Source organism: Streptomyces sp. NBC_00019 (genome assembly GCF_045041015.1).
GTDB lineage: Bacteria > Actinomycetota > Actinomycetes > Streptomycetales > Streptomycetaceae > Streptomyces.
The window spans coordinates 190,016-203,995 of record NZ_CP108302.1; the positions used below are offsets into that span (position 1 = coordinate 190,016).

At 70.6% G+C, this 13,980-nt stretch carries 11 protein-coding genes and 1 pseudogene; 7 read left to right on the forward strand and 5 right to left on the reverse strand.

The window, feature by feature from the left end; genetic code table 11:
• Window positions 1-36 precede the first annotated feature (36 nt).
• Complete coding sequence (locus OHU89_RS00920) at window positions 37-852, reverse strand: DUF2249 domain-containing protein (protein ID WP_405638899.1); 816 nt, start codon at window positions 850-852, stop codon at window positions 37-39.
• Window positions 853-1,254: 402 nt separating this feature from the next.
• On the opposite strand from OHU89_RS00920, the gene OHU89_RS00925 reads away from it, so the two are divergent.
• The 5 genes from OHU89_RS00925 (at window position 1,255) to OHU89_RS00945 (ending at window position 8,704) form a co-directional block, all read left to right on the forward strand.
• On the forward strand, window positions 1,255-4,950 hold the full coding sequence (locus OHU89_RS00925) for a nitrate reductase subunit alpha (RefSeq protein WP_405638900.1): 3,696 nt from the start codon (window positions 1,255-1,257) through the stop codon (window positions 4,948-4,950).
• Between the two features lies 1 nt (window position 4,951).
• Window positions 4,952-6,487 carry a nitrate reductase subunit beta gene (narH, locus tag OHU89_RS00930; RefSeq protein ID WP_405638902.1) on the forward strand — a complete coding sequence of 512 codons (1,536 nt, stop codon included), beginning with the start codon at window positions 4,952-4,954 and terminating at the stop codon, window positions 6,485-6,487.
• A complete protein-coding gene (gene narJ, locus OHU89_RS00935; RefSeq protein WP_405638904.1) occupies window positions 6,484-7,305 on the forward strand; it encodes a nitrate reductase molybdenum cofactor assembly chaperone in 822 nt (273 codons plus the stop codon). Before narH ends, narJ begins: the two co-directional genes overlap by 4 nt.
• Window positions 7,302-8,072: a respiratory nitrate reductase subunit gamma gene (narI, locus tag OHU89_RS00940; protein WP_405638906.1), complete on the forward strand. Its 771-nt coding sequence runs from the start codon at window positions 7,302-7,304 to the stop codon at window positions 8,070-8,072. The genes narJ and narI overlap by 4 nt, the downstream gene beginning before the upstream one ends.
• A gap of 83 nt (window positions 8,073-8,155) precedes the next feature.
• Window positions 8,156-8,704: a vitamin K epoxide reductase family protein gene (locus OHU89_RS00945; protein ID WP_405638908.1), complete on the forward strand. Its 549-nt coding sequence runs from the start codon at window positions 8,156-8,158 to the stop codon at window positions 8,702-8,704.
• Window positions 8,705-8,752: 48 nt separating this feature from the next.
• On the opposite strand, the gene OHU89_RS00950 is transcribed toward OHU89_RS00945, so the two are convergent.
• Window positions 8,753-10,711 (reverse strand): zinc ribbon domain-containing protein, encoded by a 1,959-nt coding sequence (locus OHU89_RS00950; RefSeq protein ID WP_405638910.1) that lies wholly within the window; start codon window positions 10,709-10,711, stop codon window positions 8,753-8,755.
• A 381-nt stretch (window positions 10,712-11,092) separates the two neighbouring features.
• Between OHU89_RS00950 and OHU89_RS00955 the strand changes: the two are divergent.
• Window positions 11,093-11,339: pseudogene (locus OHU89_RS00955) on the forward strand (DUF4389 domain-containing protein); the annotation flags it as partial.
• Window positions 11,336-11,716 carry a hypothetical protein gene (locus tag OHU89_RS00960; RefSeq protein WP_405638912.1) on the forward strand — a complete coding sequence of 127 codons (381 nt, stop codon included), beginning with the start codon at window positions 11,336-11,338 and terminating at the stop codon, window positions 11,714-11,716. The pseudogene OHU89_RS00955 and the gene OHU89_RS00960, both read left to right, overlap by 4 nt.
• Before the next feature lie 102 nt (window positions 11,717-11,818).
• Here OHU89_RS00960 and OHU89_RS00965 read toward each other — a convergent pair whose 3' ends face one another.
• The 3 genes from OHU89_RS00965 to OHU89_RS00975 form a co-directional block, all read right to left on the reverse strand.
• Entirely contained in the window at window positions 11,819-12,541 is a 723-nt protein-coding gene (locus tag OHU89_RS00965; RefSeq protein WP_405638914.1) for a pyruvate formate-lyase 1-activating enzyme, read from the reverse strand.
• A gap of 145 nt (window positions 12,542-12,686) precedes the next feature.
• Window positions 12,687-12,896, reverse strand: a complete 210-nt coding sequence (locus OHU89_RS00970; RefSeq protein ID WP_405638916.1) for a hypothetical protein — start codon at window positions 12,894-12,896, stop codon at window positions 12,687-12,689.
• A 127-nt stretch (window positions 12,897-13,023) separates the two neighbouring features.
• Window positions 13,024-13,647 (reverse strand): TetR/AcrR family transcriptional regulator, encoded by a 624-nt coding sequence (locus OHU89_RS00975; protein WP_405638918.1) that lies wholly within the window; start codon window positions 13,645-13,647, stop codon window positions 13,024-13,026.
• Between the last annotated feature and the right edge of the window lie 333 nt (window positions 13,648-13,980).

The following is a 13,980-nucleotide window of genomic DNA, read 5'->3' on the forward strand; positions in this document are numbered from 1 at the left end:
CGTGTTGTCCTTCTTTTCTCGGGGAATGGACGTGAGTCAGCGGTGGCTGAGCCGCAGCCGCCAGGTTTCGGGGCCGCGTTCCAGGTACTCCACGGCGAAAACACCCGGGCTGCGCTGTTCGATCTGTGCGAGCAATGGCAGCGGGTCGTGCGGGGCGACCAGCAGCATGGCGGTTCCCGCCGGGACGGCGTCGAGCGCGCCGAAGACCGTGGCATGGCGCAGGGCGTGCGGAACCTCCCGCACATCCAGTTCGGGCTCGGCCGTCTCCTCCGCGCCGCCGCAGCCGCAGGCCCCGCCGCAGCCTCCGGTCTCAGCGGTCTGCCGTTCCTGCATGTCGTGGTCTTCCTGGCCCCCCTGGGAGGGGGTGTCGTTCGCGAACCGATGGTGCATGTCCGCCAGTAGCGCGGCCAGGGAGACCTCCGGCGCCATGGCGAGCAGCGGCAGCACGAGGCCGTTCTCCTTGGCGACGTGTTCCTCGAAGAGCACCTGTAGGGCCCGGGCCTCCGGCGCCGCAGCCGCAGGGCCGGGTGCGGCGCGCAGGGCTTCCACGAGTGCCGCGAGGCAGCGGTGTTCGCCGATCAGGCTCTCGATCAGCAGGCGGGCCTCGGGCATGGCATGGGCGGCGGGGTAGAGCGCGGCTTCCTCGGCTGCGGCGTGCGGCAACAGCGAACGGTCGCAAAAGGCCACGAGCCCGGCGCGGATCCTCTCCGCTGCGCTCGGGCCGCCGTCCACGGCGGCGAGCAGCATCTTCACCCGTCCGGCCAGCTCCCCGGACAGGCGGGCATGATGCGCCTCGGCGCTTTCGAGGGCCGTGGCGTCCTCGGGAGCCGAGGCGAGGGTGAGCACGCTCATGACGGTGTCTCCTGCGGGTCTGGCCGGCTCGGCCGGCCGATGCGGGTGGGTATCCCATCCCGGGCGCTGATGCCGGGGACGAGGACGGCGCGTCCGGCCGCGACGGGCGGCCGGACGCACGACCGAACGGGCGCCACACGCTGTACGCGCTACACCTGCGGCAGCCAGGGACGGGGGAATTGGCGGCCTGGCAGGCACGGAATGCGGTCGTACAGATGGGCATCCTCGGTTCGATCAATGCCCAGCATGCAACGCCGTCGGCACCCGGCTCCCCGGCCGACCGGACCCACCACCGGGACCATTGGACCCTATTGTGACCAGCTGGATTGGGCCGGAAGGTCATCCGGCAGGGACCGCCGGCCCCAGGTGTACGGGGGTCCGCGCCACCTAGCGTTCCTGGCCATGGAGAACGATCAGAACGCACGGCGTGAGGCCCTGCGCGCCGGTGAAAGCTGGCCGCTGGCCGCCCGCAGGCTGCTCACCCGCCGCGAGGTGTCCGCCGACGGGCGTGCCGTGTTCGGCACGGGCGATCCGCAGTGGGAGGACTTCTACCGGGACCGCTGGTCGCACGACAAGGTGGTGCGCTCCACCCACGGGGTCAACTGCACCGGTTCGTGCTCGTGGATGGTCTACGTCAAGGACGGCATCATCACCTGGGAGCACCAGGCCACCGACTACCCGTCGATCGGCACGGACTGTCCCGAGTACGAGCCGCGCGGTTGCCCCCGCGGGGCCTCGTTCTCCTGGTACACCTACTCCCCCAGCCGGGTCCGCTACCCGTATGTGCGGGGCGCGTTGCTGAAGCTGTGGCGCGAGGCGCGCAAGCGGCTGGGCGACCCGGTGGCGGCCTGGGCCGAGATCACGTCCGACCCGGCGAAGGCGCGCGCCTACAAGCGGGCCCGCGGCAAGGGCGGCCTGGTGCGGGCCGACTGGGACGAGGTGAGCGAGTTGATCGCCGCCGCCCAGGTGCACACGGTCAAGGAGTACGGCCCCGACCGTGTCGCGGGCTTCTCACCCATCCCGGCGATGTCGATGGCGTCGTTCGCGGCCGGGGCACGGTTCCACTCCCTGATCGGCGGCACCCTGCTGTCGTTCTACGACTGGTACGCCGACCTGCCGATCGCCTCCCCGCAGGTCTTCGGCGACCAGACCGACGTGCCGGAGGCCGCGGACTGGTGGAACGCCGGTTACCTGATCATGTGGGGATCCAACATCCCCGTGACCCGTACGCCCGACGCACACTTCCTCACCGAAACCCGCTACAACGGCACCAAGGTGGTCGCGGTCAGCCCGGACTACGCCGACAACGTCAAGCACGCCGACGAGTGGCTCGCCCCGCACCCCGGCACGGACGGGGCGCTGGCGATGGCCATGGGCCACGTGATCCTGCGTGAGTTCCTCGTCGACCGCGACGTGCCCTACTTCCAGGACTACATGCGCAAGTTCACCGACGCGCCGTTCCTGGTGACCCTGCGCGAGCACGAGCGCGGGCTCGTCCCGGACGGGTTCCTGACCGCCGCCGATCTCGGACACGACACGGAGCACGCCGAGTCCAAGACGGTGCTCCTGGACGGGGCCACGGGCGAACCCGTGGTCCCCGGCGGCTCGCTCGGCTTCCGGTGGGGGGAAGCCGGGCGAGGCCGCTGGAATCTCGAACTGGGTGACGTCGTCCCCGAGTTGAGCCTTCTGGAGCGGGCGGAGGACACGGCCGAGATCGCGCTGCCCCGCTTCGACGAGGGCACCACGGAGGGCGGCTCGGTCATGGTGCGCGGTGTGCCGGTACGCCGGATCGGCGGCCACCTGGTCACAACGGTCTACGACCTGATGCTCGCTCAGTACGGGGTGCGGCGTCCGAATCTGCCGGGCAGCTGGCCGTCGTCGTACGAGGACGCGTCGGAGCCCTACACCCCGGCCTGGCAGGAGACGATCACCTCGGTGCCGGCGGAGCAGGCGGCGCGGATCGCCCGGGAGTTCGCCCGCAACGCGGAGCGCACCAACGGCCGTTCGATGATCGCGATGGGCGCGGGCACCAACCACTGGTTCCATTCCGACACCATCTATCGCGCTTTCCTGGCCCTGACCACGATGACCGGCTGTCAGGGCGTCAACGGCGGCGGCTGGGCGCACTATGTGGGCCAGGAGAAGGTCCGTCCGGTCACCGGCCAGCAGCACCTGTCATTCGCCTTCGACTGGCAGCGGCCCACCCGGCACATGGCGGGCACCTCGTACTGGTACCTCAACTCCGACCAGTGGCGCTACGAGGCGTTCGGGCCCGAAGAGCTGGCGTCCCCGCTCGGGGAAGGGCGGTTCAAGGGCAAGGGGTTCGCCGACTGCCTGGCGCAGGCCGTGCGCCTGGGCTGGACGCCGGGGCACCCCGGCTTCAACCGAAACCCGCTCGACCTGACGGACGAGGCGGCGCGGGCGGGCCGTCCGGTCGCGGAGCACATCGTCGAGGAACTCAAGTCGGGGCGGCTGCGGTTCGCCGTCGAGGATCCCGACGACCCGGCCAACTTCCCGCGCGTGCTGACCGTCTGGCGGGCCAACCTGCTGGGCTCCTCCGGCAAGGGCAACGAGTACTTCCTGCGCCACCTGCTCGGCACCGACGCGGCGGTTCGCTCGGAGGAGACCCCGCCCGAGCACCGGCCGAAGGAGGTGGTGTGGCGGGAGGAGGCCCCCGAGGGCAAGCTCGACCTGCTGGTCACCATGGACTTCCGGATGACCTCCACCGGTCTGCTCTCCGACGTCGTCCTGCCGGCCGCGACCTGGTACGAGAAGGACGACCTGTCCAGCACGGACATGCACCCCTTCGTGCACGCCTTCACCCCTGCCATCGCCCCGCCCTGGCAGGCTCGCACCGACTACGACACCTTCCTCACGATGGCCGACAAGTTCAGCGAACTGGCCACCGACCACCTCGGCACCCGCATCGACGTCCTCGCCGTGCCTCTGCTGCACGACACCCCGGACGAACTCGCCCAGCCGGGCAGCGTTCGGGACTGGAAGGCCGGCGAGTGCGAGCCCATCCCCGGGCGGACCATGCCGAAGCTCGTCGTCATCGAGCGGGACTACGCCGCGACCGCCCAGAAGATGCGTGCCGTCGGCCCGCTCCTTGACACCCTGGGCACCACCACCAAGGGCGTCACCGTCCACCCGAACCAGGAGATCGAGGACCTGCGGCGTCGCAACGGCACCGTCCGGGACGGAGTCGCCGCCGGACGGCCCTCGCTCGCCACCGCGAGCCACATGTGCGAGGCGATCCTCGCCCTGTCCGGCACCACCAACGGACGCCTGGCCACCGAGGGCTTCCGCGAACTGGAGCGGCAGACCGGCAGTGAGGGCCTGGTCGAGCTCGCCGCCGAGCGTGAGGCGGAGCGGATCACTTTCGCCGACACGCGCACCCAGCCCCGTTCAGTGATGACGTCGTACGAGTGGTCGGGCTCGGAGACGGGCGGCCGCCGCTACTCGCCGTTCGTCATCAACACCGAGCACAAGAAGCCCTGGCACACCCTCACCGGCCGCCAGCACTTCTTCGTCCAGCACGACTGGATCGCCGAACTGGGCGAACAACTCCCGGTCTACCGGCCTCCGTTGAACACTCCCCGGCACTACGGCGACGAGCACCTGCACGACAAGGACCGGGCGGAAGTGACAGTCCGCTACCTGACCCCGCACTCCAAGTGGTCCATCCACTCCAACTACCAGGACAACAAGTACATGCTCGATCTGTCCCGTGGCGGACCCACGATCTGGATGTCCTTGGAGGACGCCGAGAAGATCGGCGTCAAGGACAACGAGTGGATCGAGGCGTACAACCGCAACGGTGTCGTCGCCGCCCGGGCCGTGGTCACCCACCGCATGCCCGAGGGAACGGTGTACATGTACCACGCTCAGGACCGCAACGTGAACGTCCCGAAGACCGAGGTCAGCGGCCGCCGCGGCGGCATCCACAACTCCCTGACCAGGCTCCTTCTGAAGCCCACCCACCTCGCGGGCGGCTACGCCCAGTTCACCTACGCCTTCAACTACTACGGCCCGACCGGCAACCAGCGTGACGAGGTCACCGTCATCCGCCGCCGCAGCCAGCAAGTGGAGTACTGACATGCGTGTCATGGCACAGATCGCGATGGTGATGAACCTCGACAAGTGCATCGGCTGTCACACCTGCTCGGTCACCTGCAAGCAGACGTGGACCAACCGCACCGGCGTCGAGTACGCCTGGTTCAACAACGTCGAGACCAAGCCCGGCGTCGGCTACCCCCGCCGCTACGAGGACCAGGAGCAGTGGAAGGGCGGCTGGATGCTCGACAAGCGCGGGCGCCTCGTCCTGCGCTCCGGCGGACGGCTGAAGCGGCTGCTGTCGCTGTTCTCCAACCCGGATCTGCCGGGCATCGAGGACTACTACGAGCCGGTCACCTACGACTACGACAACCTGGTCAGCGCCCCCGCCGGCGAGGACATCCCCGTCGCCCGCCCCCGCTCCGTCCTCACCGGAAAGCCCACCGCCATCACCTGGGGCGCCAACTGGGAGGACGGCCTCGGCGGCGCCCCCGAGAACGCGGGCGACGACCCCAACCTGACCGGCGAGTGGGCGGAGAAGGTGAAGTTCGAGTTCGAGCAGACCTTCCTCTTCCACCTCCCACGCCTGTGCGAGCACTGCCTCAACCCGGCCTGCGTCTCCGCCTGCCCCTCGGGCGCGATGTACAAGCGGGTCGAAGACGGGATCGTCCTCGTCGACCAGGACAAGTGCCGGGGCTGGCGGATGTGCGTGACGGCGTGCCCGTACAAGAAGGTGTACGTCAACCACGCCACCGGCAAGGCCGAGAAGTGCACCTTCTGCTTCCCGCGCATCGAGGCCGGCCAACCCACCGTCTGCTCCGAGACCTGCGTCGGCCGCCTGCGCTACCTGGGCCTGCTGCTCTACGACGCCGACCGCGTCGGCGAGGCCGCCGCCACCCCCGACGAGCACGACCTCCTGGACGCCCAGCGCGGTGTCTTCCTCGACCCACACGACCCCGAAGTACGTGCGGCCGCACGGGAGTCGGGGATCCCGGACGACTGGCTGGACGCGGCCCGCCGCTCCCCGGTGTACGACCTGGTCATGCGGTACAAGGTCGCGCTGCCGCTGCACCCGGAGTACCGCACGATGCCCATGGTCTGGTACGTCCCGCCGCTCTCCCCCGTCCTGGACGCCGTAGACACGGCGGGCGGAAACCAGGACGACCCCGACCACGTCTTCGCCGCCGTCACCCGGCTGCGCATCCCGCTGGAGTACCTCGCGGAACTCTTCACCGCCGGTGACACCGACGTCGTGGCCGGCGTACTGATGAAGCTCACCGCGCTCCGCTCGTACATGCGCGAACGCACCCTCGGCGAGGCGGGCGACGAGACGGCACTCGCGGCCGTCGATCTCACCGCACGCGAGGCGGAGGACCTGCACCGGCTGCTCGCCATCGCCAAGTACCAGGACCGGTACGTCGTCCCGGCCGCCCACAAGGAGGACGCCGCCGCGCTCAGCGCGATGGAGAACCGCTGCCCGGTCGAGTCCGCCGACACCGCCGAGCCCCGCAAGGTCATGCTCGGCATCCCCACCCTGCGCCGCCGTGCGCCCGAAGCCCCCGCCGGAGGCCGTCCGTGAGCCCGCTGCCCTCCCCCAGCACCAAACGCGTGGCGGGAACCCCATCGATTCCCGCCCTCGTCCGCACCCGTGTCCGCGCGGCGGTACACCGCCCGGCTCGCCTCACCCCCGAGGAGGCCGAGGCACGCACCCTGCTGCTGCGGCTGTGCTCGCTGCTGCTGCAGTATCCGGACACCGAACTCGCCGTAGCCCGACCGGTATTGACGACCACCGTAGAGGCGCTGGCGCCCTCGCCCGCCGCCGAGCACCTGGCCGCCTTCACCTCCTGGTTCGCCGGCCAGGACCCGGAGGCGCTGGAGCGGCACTACGTCGAGATGTTCGACCTGCGCCGCAAGAGCAGCCTCTACCTCACGTACTACCTGCACGGCGACACGCGCCGCCGCGGCATGGCCCTGCTCACCCTGAACCAGCGCTACCGGGCCGCAGGCTGGGAGACCGACGGCGCTGAACTGCCCGACCACCTGCCGGTCGTGCTGGAGTTCGCCGCCCTGGTGGGGACGCGTGGCGGCGAGGCACCGCTGCGCCAGCACCGGCGCGGGCTGGAGCTGATCCACCGGGCGCTGACCGACGCCGACTCCGCCTACCGGCACGTCCTGGCCGCCCTGCTCACCCTCCTGCCGCCGCCCACCGAGGCGGACCGCGCAGCGGTGGCCCAGCTCGTCGCAGAGGGCCCACCGAACGAAGAAGTCGGCCTCGACCCCTACGGAACCTATGGAGACGGGGAGTTCGCCCCGCCGGGCACGTTCACGCCGCCGACGCCCGCCCCGCCGACCCGTGTCCCTGCCACCCCGACCAGCCGTACGGAAGACGCCCGATGAACGCCGCACACTCCCCCTTGGCCGCCGCCTCGGTGAGCAGCGCCGATCTGCTCCTGTGGGTCGCCGTCCCCTACATCTGCCTCGCGGTGTTCGCCGTCGGACACGTCTGGCGCTACCGGCACGACCAGTTCGGCTGGACCTCCCGCACCACGCAACTCCTCGAGCACCGCCGGCTGCGCTGGGGCAGCCCGCTGTTCCATCTGGGCGCCTTCATGGTGATCGCCGGGCATGTCGTGGGGCTCGCCATCCCCGACTCGTGGACCGAGGCCGTCGGCATCACCGAGCACGCCTACCACACCACGGCTGTCTGGGCGGGTTCCGTGGCGGGCATCGCCATGGTCGCGGGACTGGGCATGCTGTGCGCCCGCCGACTGCTGACCCGCACGATCCGACTCGGCACCGACCGCAGCGACAAGCTCCTCTTCCCCCTGCTCTCCGCCACCGTCCTGCTGGGGATCACCGCCACCGCCGCCCACAACGTCTTCGGGGCCGGCTACGACTACCGCTCCACCGTCTCCGTATGGTTCCGCGGCCTGTTCGTCCTCCAGCCGCAGCCGGAGGCCATCGCCGAAGCCCCGTTGCTGTTCCAGCTCCACGCCCTGACCGCCTTCCTGCTCTTCGCGGCCTGGCCGTTCACCCGGCTGGTACACGTGTGGAGCGCCCCGATCGGATACCTGGCCCGGCCCTACCTCGTCTACCGGCGACGGTCTGCGCCGACGACGGCAGCCCCGACGGCAGGGGGCCGACCCCGTCGGCGAGCCGCATGAGTCACGGCCCCTCCCTCGCACCGGACACCACGACCACCCGGCGCCAGCACACAGTGGGCGCCGGCCGCCGAACCGGATGGGTGATGACCCTCACCGGGACCGTCGGCTGGCTCGCCTCCTTTCAGCTCACCGTGGACGACTGGCGGCTGCTCCAAGACCCCGCCTACCAACCTCCCTGCAACATCTCCCCCGTCGTGAGCTGCGGCAGCGTCATGTCCAGCCCGCAGGGCAACCTGCTCGGCTTCCCCAACATGCTGCTCGGGCTGGGTGCCTTCGCCGTCGTGACCGCCCTGGGCATCGCCGTCCTCACCGGCGCGCGCCTGCACCGTCGACTGTGGCTCGCGCTGGACGCCGGGACGTTGGTGGGAGTGGTGTTCGTCCACTGGCTGATCGGGCAGTCGCTCTACGAGCTCAACAAGATCTGCCCCTACTGCGCTGTCGTCTGGGTCGTCACCATCGCCCTGTTCTGGTACGTCACCGTGCACTGCCTGGAAAGCGGAATCGTCCCCGTGCCACAGGGTGTCCTGAAGGTCGCGCGGGACACCCACTGGATGCTGCTCGGCGCCTGGTACGGAGTGATCACACTGCTCGTCCTCACCCGCTTCTGGCCGTACTGGAGCAGCCTGCTGTGACCGGCGGCCACACGCCGGAGGAATGGCGCGGATGCGTAGCGTCCCTGATTAGCTTAGTGATCCCATGTCAGACGTGGTGTCCGGTATGGGGTCTGCCCACCGTGGCGGGGTGGCGTGAGCGTGCAGGTGGAAACCCGCGCCCAGCGTCGCCCATCGCGGCCGGTGAGGTGTGCTGATCGTCGTCACGCCCTGGTTCCGGTCGGCCGCGCGGGGCAGCCGGGTCCGGTCCGTGTGAGCGTGTCCCTGCGGACGCTGGCCCGCCGGACCCGAGGGGCTGACGGGGGAGGGTGCCCTGCGTCGCCTGGGCGCGGGGCGTGCTGTCTGTTGCCGGGTGGGTCCGGTCTTGGAGCGATCCGTCCGGCTGGTCCTGGGCTCGGGGGTGATGACCGCGCCCGCTTCGAGTTTGTCGATCACTGTGCGGATGACCATGGCCCCGCTGGTGCGGTCGGTGACGGTCTTGGTCTGGTGGGTGAGGCCGCGGGCGGCGATGCGCCGCCAGGCGCCCTGGTCGCGGTCGCCCTGCCAGCCGCAGGAGCCGCACAGGGCCCACGTCCAGCCCGCTACGGTGGGCCGGTCGGGGGCCTTGCGGTGCCGCAGTGGGACGAGGCACTGCGGGCAGTGCTTCGAGGTGTTCCTCGCGGGCACGGTGACCACGGCGGTGCCCACCTCGGCGGCCAGGTGCCGCATCCGGTCCGCGATCTGCCCGCGCACGGCTTGGGAAAGCCTGGTGTTCATGGTGCGGCCCATGCCGCGGGCCTCCATCGAGCGGAGGTCCTCGACGTAGATGACCGTGGCCCCGGCGGCGAGAGCCTGATCGACAGCCCACCGTGCCGCGGCCCGGGCCAGGGCGTCGTTGAGGTTCGACCGGCGCCCGGACACGTGCCGGATCTCCTCGGCGAGAACCTGGTGCCTGGCCGTCAGGGCGTGCTGCTCGTCGTCGCCGATGAGCCGCTGGTAGTGATCGGCCTTGGCGTGCAGGTGCTCGGACAGGCGGCGCAGCCGGTGCTGCTTGGCAAGAACACCAGCCGCACGGAACATGCCCCCCGCGCCGAGGGCCGCGATCGTTCCGTCGGCGTGGAGGCGGGCGGCCCCGGCGGACAGCAGGGTGTTCAGGCCCCAGTCCACGCCGAGCGCGACCGTGTGTCCGCTGCGCCGTGTCTTGGGGGCGGCGTGGGTGTAGGCGAGGTCGGCCCGCACCCGGCCCCGGTGGATGCGCAGGGTGGGCAGGTGCAGCACCGCACCGGCGGGGACCGTCGGTGGCAGGCTGATGGGGCAGGAGATCCACGTCCAGTCCTTGTAGGACCGTGGATCCGGGCGGGTGGGCAGTTGCAGCCGCAGCAGCGCCCGGCCCGCATCGTCGGCGCGTTCGAGGGTGGCCTGCTGCCCGTCACAGGCGGACAGCAACAGCATGCGTGCGATGCGGGGCGCAGCCTCCAGCTCGAACACGTTCACCGGCATCCGGCCGTACCGCGCGACGAACGCGGTGATCTGCCGGGTACGGCCCCTGATAACGCTGGAGGGCAGATACTCCCCGCCGGGCACCGCCTCCCGCACCTGGTCCCACTCCTGCGGGGTGCGCCTGGCGGGGTCGGCGGGCCAGGTCGCGAGCACTCCGGCGGTCAGGTCGGCGCGCCACTTCGCCGCGCGCAGCGTGCGCCCGGCCGCCTCCTGGGCGATGCGCACGATGCGGTCATTGACCCGGATGCCCTCGGCCGGCCCGACCGTCCAGCCCAGGCGGCGCAGGGCCATCCAGGCGTTCGACGGCAGCGGGCGGCCCCCGGCGTCCTCACCGGCGGCCAGCACGTCCACATCGGTGGCGTTCCAGTGCCCGGCCAGCAGCGCGGCGACCATGCCCGACACCAGATCAGCAGCCCAGCCCACCCTCCCCGCCAGCGCCGCAGCGGACAGGACTTCACCGGTCTTCTCCTCCACACCCGTACGCAGCAGACCACGGGCGCACGCGGTACGGGCGGTCTCGCCCCCGGCGAGCGGCAGTTTCCGGCTCACAGACACCCCCTTCCCGCCCGCGATGCTGTCATCCGATCAACGACACTCCCCGCGGAAGGTCACGCATTCGATCCACGTACTCACATACGACCCCGACACCGAGCACACCGCATGACGCCGGCTGATGACGAATCGCTATGGATACCTAAGGAAAAACGTGAGCCTGACGTTCCATATCGACGAGACTCCTCCGCCCGAGTCGCACTCCTCGGACGGAATCGCGCACCCCTGGCTGCTCAACAGCTGACCGCAGCGCGGCGCCGGTCGTTCCGCCCGGGACCGATGGCCCCCACCTCGACCCCGGGCGGCCCTCCTCGCAGCTCCCCGTCGAAGGCCACGCTTGTCATGGGCCCGGCTCTGCGGCTGTCGCTCCGGGCCCGGACCGACCGCCACCCGCCGTTCAGCCTGGGTGAGTGGCCCGACTACCCGGCCCGGCTGGACATCACCTACCCCGAATGGCTCTCCCGGGGCCCGGTGCCGGTGAAGTGGTGGCTGCCGGCCATCCCGCACTACCTCGTCGTCGGCTTCTTCCTCGGCGGCCGGCACCGCCCTGATGACCGACACCTACCCTCCGTTCCGCCTCGACATGGGCGGCACGGAACCGAGCGAACCGGAGGTGCTGCCATGATCGCCTTTCTGGTGGCGGGGTTCCTGATCGTGCACGGACTGCTGCACCCGGGTGTCTGGACGGCGCCGAAGCAGCCGGACAAACCGTCCCCGTTCGACCCCGGGCACTCGTGGGCTCTGGCAGCCGCTCATGTCTCCCCCGCGCCGGCCAGGGCCACGGCCCTCGCGCTCGCCTGGTACACGGCCGTCGTGTACGCCGTCGCCGGCGCGGGGACGCTCGCGGGCAGCGAGTGGTGGCCCACGGCAGCCGTTGTCGGGGCAGCAACTGGTCTCGTCCTCAAGGCGATCTGGTTTGATCCGTGGCTCAGTGTCGGCGCGCTGCTGGACGTGGGCGTCATCGTGGCGGTGGCCTCCACCTGGCCCGCCTCCGCCTACTGAGCGCGAGCGCCCGACCCGGAAATCCAGAGCCCCCGACCGGATCACCGCCGGTCGGGGGCTCTGGATATCTGTGCCCCGATCACGCTGCGCCAGGCCGCCCTGTCACAGCGCCCGCAGCCCGTGCTCCCGGAACTGCTCGCGCACCCGCTCCGTCAGGTCCGGGTCCGGCGTGGGAGTGTCACGCAAGGGGAAGGTGATCCCCAGAGCGTCGTACTTGTGGGCGCCGAGTTTGTGGAACGGCAGGACGTCCACCCGGTCGACGTTGCCCAGCCCGGCGAGGAACGCGCCGAGGCCGTCGGCCGCTGCCGGGTCGTCGGTCCAGCCGGGCACGAGGACGTAGCGGATCCACACCGGGATGCCGAGCCGGTCCAGGCGGGTGGCGAAGTTGAGGGTCGGGGAGAGGTCTCCTCCGGTCAGCCTGCGGTAGGTCCGGACGTCGAACGACTTGATGTCGAGCAGGACGAGGTCGGTGTCGGCGAGCAGTTCGTCGGTGGCGCGGGCGCCGAGGACGGCTATTTCATCGGCCGCTGCCTGGCAGGGGTGGACCTGAGCGACTACGCCGCCGTCCGCCAGGCACTCGACGCCTTCGAGGCCCCCCGCAAGCCGCACACCGTCCGACAGTCCCAGCACGCCTACGCCCTCGGGCAGGTCTTCCATCACGCGCCGCGCGCTCTGCAACCGATCCGGGACGCGATCCTGGACCGCACCCCACTGATGCAGAAGCTGGTGGGTGACTCCACCCCCAGTTCGATCCTCACTCAGCTCGGTGAGATCGGCCGGGCCGAAGCCCGCTTCACCGCGCTTCTCGGCCTCGGCGAGACACACGACACCGCTTCCTGGGGGCCGCGCCCGCGCCCGGCGGGGCAGGCGCTGTCCCAGAACAGCACGCCGCCCGACGCACGCCCGGCACAGAACGCCAAGCGTTATCGGGGAGTCGAGAACAACCTCTCCTCCGCTTCGCGACCGGCGGTCAACGCATCGCTGGGATCCGCTCAGAGGCGGCCGAGCGCGGACTGGGGTTCGCCGCCGACAACTCGGCCACCAGCCGGGTCACGGGTACGCCGAGCACCACGGCGATCGAAGACAGTGTGTCCACCATGGGATTGCCCGCGCCCTGCTTCAGATTCGAGAGCGTCAGCTTCGCCAGCCTCTCCTGCCCGGCCAACTCCGCGAGGGACAAGCCCCGTTGCTCTCCGAGAAAGCCCACATTGCCGCTACCACGGCGTTTCCTCAAGACACCACCACTTCAGGCGGTCCGTCCCGTTGCCTACCCCCGTGGCTCCAGGAGGCAGGGGGCCTTGGTGAAACTATTCCGTCAGCGTGCCCATCGCACGGTCGAGCAGTACGGCCAGGGGAACGGCGCCCCCACAGGCCACCCAGCCCGTCGCGGCTGCGTCCAGACAGGCGAGCGCAGCCCCGGAAAGCGCGTTCGGCCCGACCTCCTCCGGCTGGTCGGCGCTGACGCCCAGCCGCCGGGCAATCTCCGGCTCCAGCATCGCCTGCCAGCTCAGCTGCTTCTCGAAGTGCCGGGCGCGCAGTGACGGAGTCTCCTGGAGCATGCGCAGATAACTGAGTGCCTGCTCGGGCGCCTGCTCGTTCGCCTGCGTGAGGACGTCGAACGCCCTGCGCAGCGCCTCCCAGGGTCGCTCGGTGTCGGGGCGGGCGGCGAACGCCTCCGCGATCTGACGGCCGGTCTCCTCCAAGCCCTGCAGGACCATGTCTTCTTTGGTGCCGAAGTACCGGAACAGGCTGGCACGCGACAGCCCGACCTCACCGGCGATCTGGTCGACGGTCGTCCCGTCGAATCCCTGCTCGGTGAAGAGCCGGAGCGCGACCTCGACGACTTCCTTCCGGACCGTCGCGCGCATACGCTCCCGCAGGCCGGGCGGTTTGGCTGCGGACTGGGCGGAGGTACGGGCGGAGTCGGTCATGAATAAAGAGTACAACAGCGACTCAATCTGATACTGAGCATCAGAAACCGCGGGCTCCCGGCGGCCACACTGTCCACGCCGGCCGTTCGAGTCACTCCCACGGAGCGCGTCAGCGGATGCGAGGTAAGGGTCACTTTGACCCCGGGGACCTGCTCGGCCGCACCCAGTCCGCCGTCGGGGACGGCACCGCTTACGACGAAACCCTGGGCCGCGAGCTGGGAACGTGACGGTGGCCGCAGGCCCGCTCACCGCTCCCGGCCGGGCGGACCGGCCACGCCGAGATCGGCGGCACCTGCCCCGACAGTGCGCCGGAGCCCGCCCGCGACACTTCGG

Bases quoted from the DNA above. Each gene is read 5' to 3' on its own strand.
- OHU89_RS00920 (WP_405638899.1), bottom strand. From the start codon at position 852: ATGAGCGTGCTCACCCTCGCCTCGGCTCCCGAGGACGCCACGGCCCTC.
- OHU89_RS00925 (WP_405638900.1), top strand. From the start codon at position 1,255: ATGGAGAACGATCAGAACGCACGGCGTGAGGCCCTGCGCGCCGGTGAA.
- narH (WP_405638902.1), top strand. From the start codon at position 4,952: ATGCGTGTCATGGCACAGATCGCGATGGTGATGAACCTCGACAAGTGC.
- narI (WP_405638906.1), top strand. From the start codon at position 7,302: ATGAACGCCGCACACTCCCCCTTGGCCGCCGCCTCGGTGAGCAGCGCC.
- OHU89_RS00945 (WP_405638908.1), top strand. From the start codon at position 8,156: ATGACCCTCACCGGGACCGTCGGCTGGCTCGCCTCCTTTCAGCTCACC.
- OHU89_RS00960 (WP_405638912.1), top strand. From the start codon at position 11,336: ATGATCGCCTTTCTGGTGGCGGGGTTCCTGATCGTGCACGGACTGCTG.
- OHU89_RS00975 (WP_405638918.1), bottom strand. From the start codon at position 13,647: ATGACCGACTCCGCCCGTACCTCCGCCCAGTCCGCAGCCAAACCGCCC.